Below are 16,413 nucleotides of genomic sequence, written 5' to 3'. Positions count from 1 at the left end.
AATTACTTTGTAGCTTAAATTAATCTACTAAGTTGCGTAGTTGAGGACCTAAAGTTAATTTCCCAAGGTTTCCTTTTAGTTTGAACATCGGGATCATTAATCGAAATTTGCTCTAACCACTTAAAAAAAGAGGTAGTATTCTCCTTGGTTACTGGAGTCCGTGTAAATCCCATTTTTTCATAAAAATGATGCGCCCTTTCTAAACTGGGTTCAGTTTCGATGTACATCGCTTGATAACCCTGATTAATTGCTGTTGTTTGAATTTTATCCATCAATTGCGACGCCAAACCTGTGCCTCGTATTTCTGGTAAAAAATAGAATTTTTCCAGTTCACACACTTTTCTGCAATTATCCCGCGAAAAAAAACCATAATGATTGGAACACAGTGATGAAGTGATTCGTGGAAGAAATCCACCACCGCCTAAAACAGTTCGAGTATCGGTTTCTTCGACTACAAAAAATTTACCTCCTTGCCGATAAATATAAGAAAAGAGTTCTTTTATTTTGGGTGGTAGATTATTGATATCATACCCGCCGGTGCGTTCATCTTTAAATCCGTGCTCAGCCAACACAGTAACAATTATTTTAGCCATTGCCTCATTATCTTGAGGCATCATTTCCCTAATGATTTTCATACCATTCTCCTTAACGGTATTAAAAGACAACCTCCATGCATTCCGATTTTTTCATTCTAAGACTTTTAGCCCCCATTTTTTGCAAACGAGCATCAAATTGAAATAAGTGCTAGAAATAATTTATCCTAAAAGAGCAATTTTTGTAAAGATAGTTCTTTGGAAGATTATTTAGAGCAAAGAATAGAAAAAACAAACGATCAATTTTATTTCATTATGATTAAATTTGAGCGGTTTGGTGTTTCCAAAAGATGTCCAAATGCACAGCATTCAGGTGGGCGATTATGCAAAAATAAGGATTTTCTCTAACAGTATTATCCCAGCCTCTATCTTTATTTTCTTGATATTCAGAACCAAGAAGTTTGCTTGGTTCTGATTAGTAGGCAAGGTTACAAAAAACAGTGTTTATGGATACTATCCATATCTTGTTTAGAGAAACATTGGGCAAGCACGATATATATTTTTAGCCAATGATTTTCTGGGATTTGATGCTTGGAGTGATTTATGGTGTGGATGACCTCGTTTACACTCAAACTAGGAAGGGTGAATTCCATTCCTTCAGCGAGTTGCTCTTTCGATAAGCTTTGTGTAAATTTTATCATGACTTTAGCAAGTTCTTCGTCACTAAAATTCTCCCATAAAATCTCTTTTTGCAGGCGTTCCTCTTCATCGATATGTTCTAAATAAGCCGCTATAAACTGATTAAATAAGGGATACAATGTTTCGGGCTCCTCGGATAAACTATGTTCCAGTTTATAGAGTAATGGCTCAAGTTTTTCATGTTGGTAATTCAATAACTCTAATTTGTCTTCGAAATTTTGGTAATAGGGATGAATGAAAGTTTCTTCGTGCTCCATATGTTTTTTCAAGTGGTCTATCATTCCATTAAGTTCCGTTTTTAACATGGCATATTGTAAGGGATCATTAAAATTTATTTTTCCAATTTTTATTGATAAATTAAATAAGTGGTAACGTTGGGCTTTATGTACCAATTTATACAGATCAACGCGCATGATTTATTCTCCGCATGAGTGGATAACTTTGCTTCCCTTCAACTTAATGGTGTCCTTTTCAGTCCAGAAAGTATGCGAGAATGAGTGAAAAAAGAATTGTAAAAAAACGACAAATTAAGTGCTTAGGCCGAGAAATTGATTGGGGGTCATGCCCGTGAGTTGTTTAAATTCTTTGATAAAGTGAGATTGATCATAATAACTTAGGTTCTGGGCGAGCTCTGCACACGAAATACCTGAACTTAAGGATTCGATGGCTTGCTGGAATCGAGCTGCAATGATAAATTTCTTAGGCGTTATCCCAATACAATTTAAAAAATGCCTCTCTAAAGTGCGCTGGCTATATCCATAGTTTGATCCTATTTCGGAAATTTTAATCGAACTGGGTTTGCTGCTGAGGGTGTTAGCGATGCTCATAATTCGCCTAGGCTCAAAATCCTCATTGAGGCGGTACTGTTTTAGAAGAAAATCTTGGATGATTTGGATTACTCCTTTGGAAGACTTAGCACAGGCAATATTTTCTTCAAGGGAATTAATGAGTGTTTCATCTAAGATATCAGACAATCCAACTGATGCATTGCATAAGGCATGGGCTGATTCCTGAAATAATTTCGGAATTCCCCACGGATAAAGTCTGACCAGAACTGTTTTGGTACGTGGGGATAAAGCTTGAAAATCCCTTGAATTGAGAAGTAATCCTGTCATCCCAATTTTTTTAAGTTTGCGACTTCCCTTTTGGGAATCTACCAAAGCTAATTCCCCTTCATACTGAAATCCAAGGGCGGGATATAGGCTCGGGAACACTCTATATGGTTCTATAGAATGGGTGGTTGATGTTTCAATCGAATGAACATAAAGACGTAAACTGGGATGTACGGGATAAAGTTGCATAATCAATTATTACTTTTGAGCTAGTGTACTCTTGAGAGCATGCTATATTTTAAGATATCTGTTAGCGTATGCAAATTTTTTAAAATCCTATCACCCATTCTCTAAGTAATATGTTAACGATACAGTTGCGTTTCTATGAGGAATTAAATGATTTTTTGCCGCGAGAAAAGCGTAAGATAAGTTTTTTTCATTCCGTTACTCATCAAACAACAATAAAAGATCTCATCGAATCGCTGGGGGTTCCGCACACTGAAGTTGATTTGATCTTAGTCAATGGAAAATCGGTTAATTTTAGTTATCTTATTCAAAATGAAGATTACATTTCTGTCTATCCGGTGTTTGAGACCTTAGATATCAGCGAGTTAACCCAGTTGCGCGCTAAACCATTGAGGAAGGCTCGTTTTATCCTTGATGTCCATCTTGGAAAACTCGCCAAATATTTGCGTTTACTTGGTTTTGATACAGTGTATGAGAACGATTTCTCGGATGAGATAATTGCCCTGCGCAGCAAAGAAGAAAAACGGATTGTTTTGACACGTGATGTGGGTTTACTAAAAAATAAAAGCATTTCGCATGGTTATTGGATGCGCCATACGGATCCTAAGAAGCAAGTAGAGGAAGTACTGAAACGATTTAGCTTGACGAAGCAATGCCATCCCTTTACACGTTGTCTCAATTGCAACGGGTTGCTTAAGACAGTTAAAAAAAATAAAATTATTGACCATATCCCCCCATTGGCACGCCAATATCACGACAATTTTATGCAATGCCAATCATGTAAAAAAATTTATTGGGAAGGTTCCCACTATATGAAGTTAAAAAAGGCAATTGAAAAATTGGTACCTGATTGTGGGTAAATATTTCTACAGCGCTTAAGAAAGTTACCGCTAAGTGAACAATCCAACTTTCACAATTGGTTTTGGGCTCTATTAGATGTAACCCATCAAAACGAATTAACTGCACTAGACGAGAGTTATTTGAGCATAACCATTTATATTTTCAGAGATTTTTGTAACCTTGCCCTGTAGGCAAGGAAATGATAAATTGAGGCCATTTAAAATTTTCAGCAGTTGATTAACTGTCTCGCAAAAGGGCTATCAATATGTCCAGTATCGGTACCAACTCATTGTCGTACTTAATCACCGTGTCACAAGCGCACATTATCCCATCTATCCATTTAATAAATACATTAAGACATAAAACAAAAAATCAAATAGTTGTAGTAGGTAATCTCAACAAAGACGGAGAACAACTATTTAAGAAAATGAATGTCGAATATATTAATGAAAATGATATTGATATGAGTAACAGGTTACCAATCGTCAATTGGACTACTAAGTATAGAGAATTTGGTTGGTACAAACAAATGTTTATACGTTTATGCATTGATCGCTTCATGAGCTCAGAACAAGTAATTATCTTAGATAGTGAAGTGTTCGTTTTTAATAATTGGGATGAATCCCGTTTTTATGATCCAATTTCAAAAAAACCTCGGTCTTTATATTGGATACCAAAATTTCGAAAGCCTGATTGGGATTATAAAATGTACAGAGGGGCAGCCTATTTATTAAAAGATCTACCGGAATGTGCTGCTAATATAATGGATTATGCGAATACGATTATTATCGACGACACATATCAGGTGTTGTAATTTTCTCCACCCGTAATATCAAACACCTTTGGCAATTACTTGAAAAACAAACTGATTTAGAAAAAAACATGTTCGAATTATTTAACAAAGAAGAAGAACTTGCATTTTCTGATCATGATTTTTATGGGCTTGCTGCTGAGTATAATTTATTTGAAAATACCGTCTCCACCGTTATGCACAATGATCTTCTAGGGTGGTATGATAATCATGATGATCCCGTTTTTCACGAATTCAAAAAAGATGCAATGTGGAGCATGTGTCAAAATTATAAAGGATACAACACACCACAAAAATACCGTACTTATATGTTGAACACGGTAAAACATCTGAATAAAGATTTACCCCACTTTAGCTATTGGAATGACAACGATAACCATTTGGTTTTAAAAAAATATATTGAAAATGGCAATATTGAATTTCATTCGTATAAACGTCAACTAAATTACACTAAGCGAATGAGATTTTTATCAATGAAATTAGCATTGGATCTATTAAAATCAACAAATGAGCTGTGCCCAACTTTAGTTGAAGTCGGAACTTTAAGGGACAAAAACGTAGGAGGCGGGCATTCAACAATAAAATTTGCTGAATATTGCTCAATGTATGGTGGACATTTGTACAGTATTGATGTTGACAGTCAAGCAATTAAGCATGCTATAGAAAATACCAAAAATTATCATTCTTGGATCTCATTTCATGAAATGGATTCAGTTGAATTTCTACAACAGTTTGAAAATCCGATCAATTTTCTTTATTTAGATGGTTTAGATTCGTTACCAGGAGATGAAGAAAAAGCGTCATTAAAACAACTTGAAGAAATTAAAACAGCATTACCAAAGCTCACAGAGCGAGCTATTGTATTACTTGATGATGCAGATCTTTTTAACCAAGGCAAAACCAAATATTCAAGTCAATATCTTGAAGATAATGGCTTTTCTCTTTATGTAAATAATTATCAAAAATTATATGCAAGGGGATTTGAAAAAAGCTCTGCTGTTAGGCTCATGTTAAATCGTTATGCCTACAAGATTCAATCCGTATGGAAAAAATACTAGGGTGAATGGGAATTCTCATTACGTCAAAGAAATCCTGACAAGCACTTTTTCAGGCTGAATCCTAGGGGAATTTTCAGTGTTTAACTCAGTGCGTTAGACATCGGATAAGAATTTCGAAACAATAGCCCCTCATCTAACCTTCGAGTATTCTCTGCTCGTTCCCGAGGAGAGGGAAAGAATAGATTAGGATTTTTTAGGTGCAAATTTTTGTTTTTCCATGGGGTCAGTTCACAATTGTTTTTCGTTTTATCCAAATCACTGAAGCATTTCCTAATTTGGTTTTCTGGGAGTAACCATTTCTCTAACAGAGAAGACAACGAATAGGTTATGCTTCCTAATAATGCCAGCAGGCCTATGATTGCCCTTTTCACAGGCGCAACAGGATCTATTTTTATAGGGGATAGGAAAAGACACAGGCTGATTGTAAGCATAATATATTTATAAATGTTAAGCCCATTTTTTAATCCATTTAAAAGAGTAAAAAAATTGGTTCTGGGTTGTGAAAATTTAGCCTGTTTTTTCTCCCAGCGTTTGGTGTCTAGGGCACTTGAAAGAGAAAGAGATTCGTTGATGTTTTCTGCATCCACGAGGCCATTACTTTCTAACTCAACTAACTTGTTTTTTATCCAATTAATTTCTTTTTTTAAGAGGGTTAATGTAATTTTTTTTTCTGATTCTTTCAATTTTCTTTGAAAATTAATTTCATCGTAAATTCTAATCGTTAAAACAGCACAAAAATAGATAACACAAAAAGTGGTTATAAAAATTAATGTTGGGGGGGCTAAAATTCCCAAAGCTAATGATCCGATATAGGGATTAATCCCATCTATTAGCCCACTTAATAGCGAAGAGATAAACGATAAAATTTTAGAACGATTAGATTGGGTAACTATCCGGCTATGAAAAGTTTCAATTTGCTCAGGGGTTAATTCCGCATAATTTTGAATTTCAGCTAATAATTGTTTATTTGCTTTCAGAATTTCCTTTTGTCTGTCCATTTTATAGCGCAGATAAATGCGATTAAGCATTGACACTATGCCGAGGCCTAAACCAGCAGGAACAACGAGGTAACGAAGATCTTTCAGGTCAAGCAAAAACAATAAAGTAAGCGTACTGGTGACTCCACGTAACGAATTACGCAAACTTTTTAAACAATCACGAATATATGGCCATGAAGTAATAATGAATTGATTTAAAAATCGATTATCATGCTTGTCTAAGTAATTGGCTAAGAGTGAGAAACTGACAAGAGTTGCGGCTGCCAACACAGTACCTGCCGCACCAACGGGTGTATGCATCCACGCTTGCATTTCATTAAGCGCTAACTCGCTACTTTTAAAATATACGTCGAAGCCATATTTGATCATACTAAAGGAGAGCTTACCACTATCGATACCAATATAAAGGGCATACAGATAAATGTATTTTTGAGACTTGTGCTTAGATTTCTTTTGAGATCTCATCGACCTTGATGTTTAGCAAAAATAGAGTGGAGCGGACTATACTGGGAGTTCTTATTCCTTTCAACACCAGGCTAGCAGATCAATTTAGGTGTTTGTGTGTTTTTTGTCTACAATTAAATCAATTAGTGCTCTTAATTTAAATCTGGGTAATGGATTATCTATGATTAAATTTTTAATCTTCTATGCTTCTTTATTTTCTTCATTCTGCTTTGCTCAAGAACGAGAAATCGCTATTACAATTGATGACTTACCCCTTGTCGCGTCAAAAATGAATACGCTACATGATCAATTGTTAGCCATGGAGCGATTCAGCAATATTATACGCGCATTAGTGGAATTCAAGGTTCCTGCGACAGGTTTTGTAATAGCTGGTGCTATCGAAAGAGGTCAATGGCATTTCTTAGAGCAATTTCGCCATGCGGGGTTTAAGCTTGGCAACCACACTTATTCGCACTATAACTTGAATAAAATGGGTGCAGAAGAATACATTGCGGATATCGATCGCGCTGATAAAATTCTCGCCTCTATCATCTCTGAACCTAAATATTTTCGTTATCCTTATCTCGCTGAAGGCGATTCAATCTCAAAGGAAAAAGTGGAGAATTATCTTAGTCATCATCATTACACCATCGCCCCCGTGACCATTGATAGCAGAGATTATGATTTTAATGCTTTGATTTACAAAATTCCGTTTCATTTACGGGAATATTATATTAAAGGGCTTAAGCCATTTTATTTAATCTATGTTTGGCGGCAAACTTTGCAGGCGGAGAAAAGGGCAGAAGAGGAGGGGCAGGGAACTCGACAGATACTATTGCTCCATGCCAATCTTCTAAATAGCTATTTATTGAAAGACGTTTTAGAGTTGTACCAGAAAAACGGATATAAATTTATTAGCTTGTCAGAAGCCTTAGAAAATCCAGCGCCTTTGCTAACCGTGCCTACCGCTGAAGAGAGAAGAAAGATGAAATTAGAAAACAAACTGCTTCTCAATAATCCTCATTATCCCCAATTGCTCAATATTCAGTAGGTAAATAATTGTGATGTACGGCAGAAGGAACGGTTTCCTTCTGCCTTTGATATTGATTTCTTAAGAATGTGCCATTTCTTTTTGAATTGCTTGGGCTTTATGGAGATGAGCTATCACGTGATGACGGGTTGACTCTAACTCTCTTACTAATGCTGGGCTTGATGCGATTTTGATTAGGCCGTTAAGAAGGTTCACTGCCTCAGTATGACCTTTTACCATCATGGCAATGTATTTCTGATCAAATTGCATACCCTTAGTATGGTTCAGCGCAACTAACTCTCTTTTCCCATTCTTCTGTAGCTTTACTGCTGCAGGGCCATTTTGCGGCATAACACCTATTTTTTTGCTTAACGCAAGGGTGTTTTGTAAATTATTATTATGCTCTTTATACATCCAGTCAGCATATCTTCTTACAGACATATCGGTCGCTTTATTTTGTGCAAGGGTTGCTAGCGCAATTTCGTTCTGATCAAGCGCAGCTACAGCACCTAAAATTTTGGCATCAGTTTGGGCCTGGGCGGAGGTGAGTGCCCCATTTACAGGTGGGGGATTGTTATAGTTTGTAACCGGTGTACAGCTGGGTAACGCAATAACAGCTCCAAGTATTAAAGACATTGTCAGTTTCAGTTTCATCGCATATCCTTATTTGATTTTGAGAAGAGAAAATCAGCATACAATATTTATAAGTAAAAAAATACTAGGATAATCAGAGAAGTAAATAAATTTTTTGTTCTTCTCACGCGTGTGTCACACAGCTGTCTATTAACTTAAAGCTGTATTTTGCAGGGAAGAATTAACTAAAACTTTGAAGAGCCCAAACAAGTCTTCTGGCTTATTCATAATATAATCTGGATTTTGTTTTAAAAGGATTTGTGCTGAGTTAAACCCCCAAGTTACGGCGATAGATGATATTTTACAGGCTTTAGCTGCATCGATATCCCGTGTTTCATCGCCAGCATAAAATGCCTGGGTTTTATCTATTTTATAAACTTCCAGTATTTGATTTAAGGCTATTCCTTTATCTAAATAACTTGACTCAACATGGATAAAATCGAAAAGATGATACAGGTTGTTGTATTTCAACCATTCAATCACGTTTTCAGTTGAGTTTGAAGTTAGAATGCCTAAACCAATCTTTAGCTTGTGTAGTTTTGCCAAGGTTTCTGGCACGTTTAAAAAGAAGGGTAATGTAGGGATTTCTTCACGTAAAAGTTCTCTGATTTGTAAAATAACATCGGGTATTTTATCTCTGGGAATACCAAGATAGTTGATAAATTCTTTGGAAGTTAAATTCTTTAAAAAACTCAATTCTGAAGAACTAATTTTACGGTAATGATAGATATCAGCGAAGAGGTTAAATTTTTCGATGACAGCTTGAAAGCTGTCTACTAAGGTGCCGTCAAAATCAAAAATGAGATGAAGGTTAGATTCCATTGACTAAAGTGGTTTTGAAAAAAATAGCAGTTTAATTCAAAGATCCAGGCATGCCAACATCTGTAAAAAAAATTGACAAAATTGTTGTTTTATAGATAATTAGGGTTTATTTTGAGAAAATTGTTCTTCAATTGTATAGATTATGTGTTATCGATCAATTAAAGGGTATATTTGTTCCTGCTTACTCACTTTTTGCCTACTAAGTCATGCAAGTGTACAAAATCAGGAGGAAAATGGCCGTATTTACTATCATCTGGGTTTCCCTGTAGCCATTTCTGAACAAACTGAAAGTTTACCACTTGATTCAAAGGTAGCTGATTTGCTCACCTCAAATTTTGTTGCCGGTGCAATGTATGCCTATTTGCTTAATCATCGTTATCCTAACCTCTATTTTCATGAAGACTACTTGAAAGGATCGTTGTTTGCGCAATTGTTGCAAGAAAATCTACAGACAAACGGTTATAAAACAGATTCGAACTGGATTAATCCAGATGACGCAATTCGTGCGATGTTATTAGCGCCTGGCCAAGGCGGCCCTTATCAAATTAATGATTATAGTAAGCGGCTAGAAAATGGTTACGGTTTGATTAATTTTACCGTATTGCAGAAAAGTTTAGGCTATACCATTGAGGAACAAGACAGTGGTGAGCAAACTCTGAAACCAGGTCCAGCTATGCTTGATAATAAATATTTTGGCCCTTTAGCCGCTGCATTTTTTCAATTTAATACGATGATGCGTTTGGAGGCCATTAATCAGGATCCTTGGGGGCCTTCCGCAAACGATTTTAGCGATTGCATGAATAATCTCAAAGCAAATCCGAATAATTTCTTAGATATGATTTTAAACGCAGCCTATAACGCTGGGCCCTGGGCTAATATAACGAAAACATACTTGAGTTTATGTGCAAATTTAACCAATTCTTCTTATACAGAAAAGATTAGCCGCATTAATGATTATTCTTTGACCGATACTGAATATCAACAGGCAATAGGTACGAGTGAATCGGTAGGGAGCACATTTATTCTGTATCCACGCCAAATCCGAATTTACTTGGATCAACTATACAATAACCCTACTGCGCTAAATATCCATACTTCAACAGTTCTTTCTCTGAATTTAGCCCGTGAAGTATTTAGCCAGGCTATGAATACATTAGCCTATCCAATTAATAATAAATATGATTATATTCCCATTAGTGAGGCGCAAACAGCTTTTGATGAAGCATCATCTGCTTTATCTCTAAATAATCAATCCTTCGATATTGGTGAGCAAACTCAGCGCCAACAGTTTTTTGAGCTTCTCGATCTTGCTATTGCTAATTTGGCTGGGAAATTAAATATCGATTTTGCTGAAACGACAGAAACTAACATGAATTCATTGGGATAATTAAGTAGGAAATTTTCCTAACAACCGATAATAAAGCTCCCTGAAATGATTGGAATAAGGGAGTATTTCGTTTTCTTCTAGAATGACAATATCAGCATCGAGTATATCTTGATAAGAAGCCGGGTCATTTCTATTAATAGGTATTTCAACTTTTTTCCCTTTTTCAGAAAATTGGTAATGATTTAATATCAAGTAATAATAATGATCCAGTTTGCTAAAAGCGTTAGATTCGGTAAATAACTCTTTAAAAAAATGCGTAAAACTACCCCCAATAATTGCCAGTTTTAACGGAGATGGTTTCTCGTTTGCATTAAAAGTGACGTAGGGAACTCGATAGTGTTTCGGTGGGAAGAGCAACTTGCAAAGATGTAACAAATCTTTATCCACACCAAGAGGCCTGTTACTCACTGTGTAAGAAAAAGATAGTGGCGGTAAAGGGAGCTGTGTTTGTTGAGAAATTAAATCAATAATTTTTTGCCCGGCTAATGCTGCACCCAGCATGGTCCAGTGAGTGCCTCCACGTGTAAACAGTAAGTTTCCATAGGGTTTTTGTTTATTGGCAAGCATCAATTCACTCGCATCGATATAAGGTACGTCAATATTTTTTAATGCTTTTATCTTTAAAAAATAATCAGGACGAGGATTGGTAACAATTTTTGTATAACTATCTGGTAAGTATTCTGGATAAAATGTTGCCTTAGATGGAGTGATAAGATAAATAAGTTTTTGCCCACGCTTCGCAAAAAAATCAGCTAACTCTTGCAAATCTGCTGCCCACTTATCAAATTGCTTTTGTGTATAAGGTATTTTACTGGGATTAGCATATTGGTCTGTGTAGATTTTTTCATAAAGGTAGCCTTTTTTACCGATGACAATATTTGAGTTAAACATAAGAGAAGTCGAAAAAAAGCTGTAATAAAATTGATTGTTAAATTTAGTAAATGTCGATTTGAGTGGGTTATGGTCATTAAACCAGGTTTCATATTCCTTTTGTAAAGTATTATTCACAAATTTTTCCACAGTGAAATCAGGTAATTTCTGTGTTTGTTTGGTTTGAATGGAGAATTTCCTAGCGAATTGTTTTATCACAAATAAATTAAGAGGAAGTGCTAAAACAATCATGATTAAAAAGAAGGGAACAAATTGTCGATAAGCCCTTAAGAATTCTCTCAAGGACATGAGCCAATTATTCGATTCTTTTCTCGAAAGTTCATCCGAAGTGTGTTCTATGCTCATACTCAAAACCTAAAATAGAGAAAAGATTTGAAAGTTGCGGCAACTACCCTTGAAATGGCAAAAAAGGACAGTGCGCTAATCATCCAGTGCTCAATGAGGCGGTTATTTTTGACTAAACGCCATGGCTTTATAGAATCTAGGCTAGGTACAAAGCTAATAATGATAGCTGCAATCATCGCTGCCCAAATATCATTCGTGATATAAATAAAACTACTTTCCTGGGAAGGATGAAATAGTGCGGTTAAAAAATACCCTAACTGTGTTACGGAACTGGTACGGAAAATCGCCCATCCAAACATCACAAAAATTAAAGTCAGCGCGATGTTGACAACACGGGGTAAATGGCTACTAATGCGTAACCAGCCTAGCTTGTCCAAAACTAAAAATAAACCGTTATAAGCTCCCCAGATAACAAAATTCCAATTTGCCCCATGCCATAACCCTGAAATTAAAAAACAGATCCACAAATTAGCATAGGTACGTAAAGTCCCGTATCGGTTACCTCCCAGAGGGTAGTAAAGGTATTCACGGATCCAGGTTGATAGGGAGATATGCCATCGCCGCCAAAAATCAGTAAAATTGATAGCAAGATAGGGCATGTTGAAGTTCTCGAGAAGATTAAAGCCAAACATTTTGGCTAACCCGATAGCCATGTCCGAATAGGCAGAAAAATCCAAATAAATTTGTAGGCTGAAACAAATAAGGCCAAGCCAGGCATTATAGAATCCCAATTGATCAGCTGGGAGGGCGAATACCTTATCCGCTAATTCAGCTACAGTATCGGCAACCAACACTTTTTTAATAATACCTAGAAGGAAGCGCTTAAAGCCTTGGATAAAATTTTCTAAAGTTTGGTAATGATTTTTTAATTGTGCTGCAATATCATGGTATTTGACAATTGGACCGGCTAATAGCTTTGGAAAAAAGAAGATATAGAGGAGATAATTTTTTAATGAGCCAGCTGGTTTAGAAATGCCGCGATACACGTCCACTAAATAAGTGATTTTTTCAAAAACAATGAATGAAATTCCAATAGGTAACGCAATATTTAAAAGGGGTAGTGGCGATAAATTGAAATAGGAAAAAAAGGCATTACTAGAGCTAATAAAGAAATCGAGATACTTGTAATAAAACAGCACGAAGACGTTTAAAATTATCCCTGTATTTAAAAAGGTAAGTGCTTGATGTTTTTTCTTCGCAAGATAAATGCGTTGACAAAGGTAATAATCAGAACATGCAGACAAAACAGCGATGAAGAAAAAGCGGGGTTCACCCCAAAAGTAAAATAAAAAGCTAGCTGTCAGTAAAATCGTATTTTTCGCTTTTAGCGGTGCCATAAAAAATAGGAAAAAGACAAGAGGCATAAAGGTGAATAAGAAGAATGGGCTTGAAAAAAGCATAGATAGGCATGTTTTAAAAAGTGAAACCTGATTTTAAATAATGATCTAAGAGAGTGCAATCTTCAAAATAGGGCAATAAACGCTTCCTACATCCCAAAGGGTCCGGAGTCCCTTTTTATGGATGGATACCGTGTATAAAATACAAAACGTTGGTTTCTTAAAAAATAGTTAATTTACAACCTATTACTTACTCAGTTTGTCAGAGTCAGCGGTTTCTTTAGCCGATATACCACTTAGCGGCTTCAGTGCATGAGTGGTGTCCAAGTGAATAATGCAATCAAATTGATGAGTTAAATGCGTAAAAAAATAGTGGCTTAATCGTTCAGTTTCAGGACGGTAAATCACACCGATCGCTCTTTGCAGCCGTGGGATTTTTAGAAAGCGCTCAAGATCCTCATTATGCTTGAGATCCAAAATGAAATTTTTATATTTTAGTTGATGAAACAAATCTTCATAACTTCCTTCAAGTCCAGGATTAATTTTTTTATATTCAGCTGGCATACCCCAATCGTAGGCAGCTGTAACATAACCGCTATAAGTTGAAAATCCAATTGAATAAGATTGCATATCATATTCTTCGCGCACAAGCTGGCCAATATTTAGCTCGCCTTGTTGGCCCATTTCGGTGGCACGTGCGTCACCAATGTGTGAATTATGAGCCCAGATGATTATTTTTGCTGGCTTTTTAAAACGATTTTCCAGATGATCGACCAGTTTTTGTAATGTTTCCATCATATGTTGATCACGGATATTCCAAGATGAGGCACGTCCTTCAAACATAGAACGATAATACATTTCTGCATTCTTAACTAAACGAGCATTTTGCGCAGCAAAAAAATAATCTTCTTCAGCACTGAGCCCATCCTGTTGGATGTAATCAAAAGATTTTTTTTGTAATTCAATCAAGACAGAAACCGCCTCGTTGATGCAAGCTTTTTTAACCCCTAAATTGGCTAAATAGCCATAGGTTTGCGGTTCAATGTGATCGAAGCATGCGTAGCGTGATTTTGCACGCTGGGCCGCCACAGGATCAATTTTCATTAAGTAATCGATCACTGCTTCTATGGACGCATTGAGACTATATAAATCCAACCCAAAAAAACCAATTTTCCTGGAGGGAAGTAAGCTATCATTGTAATCACGAAGCCATTGAATAAATTGTGCAATAGTTGTGTTTCGCCACATCCAAGTTGGAAACCGGGTAAAGTGACATAAAGCATCTTGCCAATCCTCTTTTACACCTTTTCCTTGGACATAGCGGTGGATAGAATAAGCATCAGGCCAATCCCCTTCAATTGCAATGGCCATAAATCCCTTTTCTTCGATCAGTTTTTTTGTAATCTCTATGCGCGTTTGGTAAAACTCTTGAGTTCCATGGGATGCTTCTCCGATTAATACAAACCGTTTATCTCCTATTTTGTCTAATAAAGAAGAGTATTTGTTATCGAGAGGGGAAATTGCATTATTTAACAAGTTAATTAGCTTGTCATAAGCTTCCTTATGCATACAACGTCCTAAAAAATAAATTATTTATAAATTTTAGTTTAAAAATATCTATTTTTGAGAATAAGCAGATATGATTTTATATAGATCAATCTGCTGTTAATGCTCTCTTAATGTTCATAAAATATAATATTCTCCAATTTAAATAGGAGAGTCGAACTATGAAATATAAAACATCAGCTGAAGTTAAACATGGAGAATTAGTCCTAATAGATGGTCTATTAAGAGAAATTGGTGATTCTATTATTGCATACCATGCTTTGTTAGAAGCTGTTCACGCACATAAATTACAACGTGGTAGAGATTTTAAAGTTGAGTCGATAGGTAACGGTGCGTTTTATGATCGTCTTAAGGTTACTTTTAGCGAAGAGGTTACCCCAGCTGTTGTAAAAACCATTGAGAATGCCTATCCTGGTTTAGTGATTGTGGGCAAAGAACCTCAAATTGAGAAATCTGTAGACACTTCTTACAAACGGTAATTTTAGAGAGCAAGCGTAGCTATTTACTTATGGATGAATCGTGCTACGCTTGTTTTGCAAAACTTCACATCAATTCAAGAAATAGACTTTGGAGATTGGTTAATTAATCAATTAGTTATCTTTGATAAATGCGTAAAAAATTCCTATTTTTTCGAAAATTTCCATGACTATTTTCACTAAATATAATTTTAAAATTTAATAAAAAATTTTTAAAAAAATAGTGAATTTATTCATAAAGTTCCATACCTATTTTTTGTTTAACATTTGCTTTATTCCTTTTATTGTTCTATCCCTATAGATGGGTAATAAATAAGGAGATTTACATGGAAAATAAAGAATGGAATCAAAGTCAAAAAAACCCTAAACATCAAAGCCCTGGCCAACAACGTCCAGGACAACAAGGTCAAGGACAATCACAACGTCCTGGTCAACAAACTCAAAACCCGTCTCGTAGTAGATAACTGTCGTTCAAAACGGTGTGTTTGCTAAGTTTTAGTAAACACACCCGTTATGAAGTACTGAAGGGTAATAGCCATATAGGTAGGAGAAGATCATGAAAAGGACATTGGTTGCGTTAGCAATACTTGCTTTATCTTCAACAGTTTTAGCAACCACGAACACTGGAAGTAGTACAAGTACTGGAACGTCTACAGGAACAGGAAGCACTTCAGGAACTGGAATGGATTCAGGCACTACGGGTACAGGTAGTAGCGGTACTAGTACGGGAACTGGAACCTCTGGGACAGGAACAACAACTACTCCTGGCAGTTCAAGTGGTGGAACTTCTGGATATTAAGTTAGAGGAATAATCACCGAGTACTACTTAAAACTCGGTGATTATTAAGTTTATTTGCTCAGTTTTTGTATCATTGTATCTATATCTTCGACATCACCGGAATAATGGTAATATATTCTTTTATATTGACAGTCGATGATGCAAAGCGGTTCTTGCGGCTCACCCTCGCGTTGCTTGAAAATCCAATAAATCCCCTCGGAGTTGGCGGCTTTGATTTCTTTCAACAAATCGGCCATCCTCTCTTCTTCATATTCCGAGTGGGTACGGCAGGTTACGTTCTTAGAGTCATTAGTAATTTTATAAGCAAAATGCTTTTCTAGTGTCATGGTATTCCTCTGAATCTTATGAAACTAGTACCATTTAACAGGATTTGATCAGTAAAGCCAATACACTTGAAAGCCCCCTTTGTCTTTAATTGCTAATAAATAATCAAATGATGTAAAAAA

General features: G+C 36.0%; 18 protein-coding genes. 8 read left to right on the top strand and 10 right to left on the bottom strand.

Annotated features, from left to right (window positions below; all coding sequences use genetic code 11):
- Nucleotides 1-14: 14 nt before the first annotated feature.
- From LMI_RS14960 to LMI_RS12640, 3 genes are all read right to left on the bottom strand, one after another.
- Entirely contained in the window at nt 15-635 is a 621-nt protein-coding gene (locus LMI_RS14960; protein ID WP_052679577.1) for a GNAT family N-acetyltransferase, read from the bottom strand.
- A gap of 386 nt (nt 636-1,021) precedes the next feature.
- A complete protein-coding gene (locus LMI_RS12645; protein ID WP_045100114.1) occupies nt 1,022-1,645 on the bottom strand; it encodes a hemerythrin domain-containing protein in 624 nt (207 codons plus the stop codon).
- 114 nt (nt 1,646-1,759) lie between these two features.
- Nucleotides 1,760-2,533 (bottom strand): helix-turn-helix domain-containing protein, encoded by a 774-nt coding sequence (locus LMI_RS12640; RefSeq protein ID WP_052679576.1) that lies wholly within the window; start codon nt 2,531-2,533, stop codon nt 1,760-1,762.
- A gap of 110 nt (nt 2,534-2,643) precedes the next feature.
- Between LMI_RS12640 and LMI_RS12635 the strand changes: the two genes are divergently transcribed.
- From LMI_RS12635 to LMI_RS12625, 3 genes are all read left to right on the top strand, one after another.
- On the top strand, nt 2,644-3,390 hold the full coding sequence (locus LMI_RS12635) for a Mut7-C RNAse domain-containing protein (RefSeq protein ID WP_045100113.1): 747 nt from the start codon (nt 2,644-2,646) through the stop codon (nt 3,388-3,390).
- A gap of 443 nt (nt 3,391-3,833) precedes the next feature.
- Complete coding sequence (locus LMI_RS15285; RefSeq protein ID WP_143001029.1) at nt 3,834-4,184, top strand: hypothetical protein; 351 nt, start codon at nt 3,834-3,836, stop codon at nt 4,182-4,184.
- Between the two features lie 68 nt (nt 4,185-4,252).
- On the top strand, nt 4,253-5,239 hold the full coding sequence (locus LMI_RS12625) for a class I SAM-dependent methyltransferase (protein WP_045100111.1): 987 nt from the start codon (nt 4,253-4,255) through the stop codon (nt 5,237-5,239).
- 80 nt (nt 5,240-5,319) lie between these two features.
- Here the strand turns inward: LMI_RS12625 and LMI_RS12620 are convergent, their stop codons facing one another.
- Complete coding sequence (locus LMI_RS12620) at nt 5,320-6,702, bottom strand: hypothetical protein (RefSeq protein ID WP_143001028.1); 1,383 nt, start codon at nt 6,700-6,702, stop codon at nt 5,320-5,322.
- A 160-nt stretch (nt 6,703-6,862) separates the two neighbouring features.
- Here LMI_RS12620 and LMI_RS12615 point away from each other — a divergent pair, with 160 nt between their 5' ends.
- Nucleotides 6,863-7,732, top strand: coding sequence for a polysaccharide deacetylase family protein (locus LMI_RS12615; RefSeq protein WP_045100110.1), 870 nt, complete (start codon nt 6,863-6,865; stop codon nt 7,730-7,732).
- Nucleotides 7,733-7,792: 60 nt separating this feature from the next.
- Here the strand turns inward: LMI_RS12615 and LMI_RS12610 are convergent, their stop codons facing one another.
- Together LMI_RS12610 and LMI_RS12605 are read right to left on the bottom strand one after the other, a co-directional pair.
- On the bottom strand, nt 7,793-8,365 hold the full coding sequence (locus tag LMI_RS12610; RefSeq protein ID WP_045100109.1) for a DUF4142 domain-containing protein: 573 nt from the start codon (nt 8,363-8,365) through the stop codon (nt 7,793-7,795).
- Nucleotides 8,366-8,494: 129 nt separating this feature from the next.
- On the bottom strand, nt 8,495-9,166 hold the full coding sequence (locus LMI_RS12605; protein ID WP_045100108.1) for an HAD hydrolase-like protein: 672 nt from the start codon (nt 9,164-9,166) through the stop codon (nt 8,495-8,497).
- A 142-nt stretch (nt 9,167-9,308) separates the two neighbouring features.
- Here LMI_RS12605 and LMI_RS12600 point away from each other — a divergent pair, with 142 nt between their 5' ends.
- Nucleotides 9,309-10,553 carry a hypothetical protein gene (locus LMI_RS12600; protein WP_045100107.1) on the top strand — a complete coding sequence of 415 codons (1,245 nt, stop codon included), beginning with the start codon at nt 9,309-9,311 and terminating at the stop codon, nt 10,551-10,553.
- Here LMI_RS12600 and LMI_RS12595 read toward each other — a convergent pair whose 3' ends face one another.
- From LMI_RS12595 to LMI_RS12585, 3 genes are all read right to left on the bottom strand, one after another.
- Nucleotides 10,554-11,789 (bottom strand): alginate O-acetyltransferase AlgX-related protein, encoded by a 1,236-nt coding sequence (locus LMI_RS12595; RefSeq protein WP_045100106.1) that lies wholly within the window; start codon nt 11,787-11,789, stop codon nt 10,554-10,556.
- A gap of 2 nt (nt 11,790-11,791) precedes the next feature.
- Nucleotides 11,792-13,189, bottom strand: a complete 1,398-nt coding sequence (locus LMI_RS12590) for an MBOAT family O-acyltransferase (protein WP_045100105.1) — start codon at nt 13,187-13,189, stop codon at nt 11,792-11,794.
- A 183-nt stretch (nt 13,190-13,372) separates the two neighbouring features.
- Nucleotides 13,373-14,695, bottom strand: a complete 1,323-nt coding sequence (locus LMI_RS12585; RefSeq protein WP_045100104.1) for an erythromycin esterase family protein — start codon at nt 14,693-14,695, stop codon at nt 13,373-13,375.
- Nucleotides 14,696-14,853: 158 nt separating this feature from the next.
- Here LMI_RS12585 and LMI_RS12580 point away from each other — a divergent pair, with 158 nt between their 5' ends.
- The 3 genes from LMI_RS12580 (at nt 14,854) to LMI_RS12575 (ending at nt 15,967) form a co-directional block, all read left to right on the top strand.
- Nucleotides 14,854-15,171: a hypothetical protein gene (locus tag LMI_RS12580; protein WP_045100103.1), complete on the top strand. Its 318-nt coding sequence runs from the start codon at nt 14,854-14,856 to the stop codon at nt 15,169-15,171.
- A gap of 323 nt (nt 15,172-15,494) precedes the next feature.
- Nucleotides 15,495-15,632 (top strand): hypothetical protein, encoded by a 138-nt coding sequence (locus LMI_RS15480; protein WP_164493057.1) that lies wholly within the window; start codon nt 15,495-15,497, stop codon nt 15,630-15,632.
- 92 nt (nt 15,633-15,724) lie between these two features.
- Nucleotides 15,725-15,967 carry a hypothetical protein gene (locus LMI_RS12575; protein WP_052679574.1) on the top strand — a complete coding sequence of 81 codons (243 nt, stop codon included), beginning with the start codon at nt 15,725-15,727 and terminating at the stop codon, nt 15,965-15,967.
- Nucleotides 15,968-16,017: 50 nt separating this feature from the next.
- Here LMI_RS12575 and LMI_RS12570 read toward each other — a convergent pair whose 3' ends face one another.
- Nucleotides 16,018-16,293, bottom strand: coding sequence for a hypothetical protein (locus LMI_RS12570; protein WP_045100102.1), 276 nt, complete (start codon nt 16,291-16,293; stop codon nt 16,018-16,020).
- Nucleotides 16,294-16,413: the final 120 nt, after the last annotated feature.

Source organism: Legionella micdadei, assembly GCF_000953635.1.
GTDB classification, from domain to species: domain Bacteria; phylum Pseudomonadota; class Gammaproteobacteria; order Legionellales; family Legionellaceae; genus Tatlockia; species Tatlockia micdadei.
Note: the sequence above shows the minus strand (reverse complement) of the source record. Positions and strands in the feature narration are given on the sequence as shown.

Coding starts and splice junctions, on each gene's coding strand:
- LMI_RS14960 (WP_052679577.1), bottom strand. CDS start 635: ATGAAAATCATTAGGGAAATGATGCCTCAAGATAATGAGGCAATGGCT.
- LMI_RS12645 (WP_045100114.1), bottom strand. CDS start 1,645: ATGCGCGTTGATCTGTATAAATTGGTACATAAAGCCCAACGTTACCAC.
- LMI_RS12640 (WP_052679576.1), bottom strand. CDS start 2,533: ATGCAACTTTATCCCGTACATCCCAGTTTACGTCTTTATGTTCATTCG.
- LMI_RS12635 (WP_045100113.1), top strand. CDS start 2,644: ATGTTAACGATACAGTTGCGTTTCTATGAGGAATTAAATGATTTTTTG.
- LMI_RS15285 (WP_143001029.1), top strand. CDS start 3,834: ATGAGTAACAGGTTACCAATCGTCAATTGGACTACTAAGTATAGAGAA.
- LMI_RS12625 (WP_045100111.1), top strand. CDS start 4,253: ATGTTCGAATTATTTAACAAAGAAGAAGAACTTGCATTTTCTGATCAT.
- LMI_RS12620 (WP_143001028.1), bottom strand. CDS start 6,702: ATGAGATCTCAAAAGAAATCTAAGCACAAGTCTCAAAAATACATTTAT.
- LMI_RS12615 (WP_045100110.1), top strand. CDS start 6,863: ATGATTAAATTTTTAATCTTCTATGCTTCTTTATTTTCTTCATTCTGC.
- LMI_RS12610 (WP_045100109.1), bottom strand. CDS start 8,365: ATGAAACTGAAACTGACAATGTCTTTAATACTTGGAGCTGTTATTGCG.
- LMI_RS12605 (WP_045100108.1), bottom strand. CDS start 9,166: ATGGAATCTAACCTTCATCTCATTTTTGATTTTGACGGCACCTTAGTA.
- LMI_RS12600 (WP_045100107.1), top strand. CDS start 9,309: ATGTGTTATCGATCAATTAAAGGGTATATTTGTTCCTGCTTACTCACT.
- LMI_RS12595 (WP_045100106.1), bottom strand. CDS start 11,789: ATGAGCATAGAACACACTTCGGATGAACTTTCGAGAAAAGAATCGAAT.
- LMI_RS12590 (WP_045100105.1), bottom strand. CDS start 13,189: ATGCTTTTTTCAAGCCCATTCTTCTTATTCACCTTTATGCCTCTTGTC.
- LMI_RS12585 (WP_045100104.1), bottom strand. CDS start 14,695: ATGCATAAGGAAGCTTATGACAAGCTAATTAACTTGTTAAATAATGCA.
- LMI_RS12580 (WP_045100103.1), top strand. CDS start 14,854: ATGAAATATAAAACATCAGCTGAAGTTAAACATGGAGAATTAGTCCTA.
- LMI_RS15480 (WP_164493057.1), top strand. CDS start 15,495: ATGGAAAATAAAGAATGGAATCAAAGTCAAAAAAACCCTAAACATCAA.
- LMI_RS12575 (WP_052679574.1), top strand. CDS start 15,725: ATGAAAAGGACATTGGTTGCGTTAGCAATACTTGCTTTATCTTCAACA.
- LMI_RS12570 (WP_045100102.1), bottom strand. CDS start 16,293: ATGACACTAGAAAAGCATTTTGCTTATAAAATTACTAATGACTCTAAG.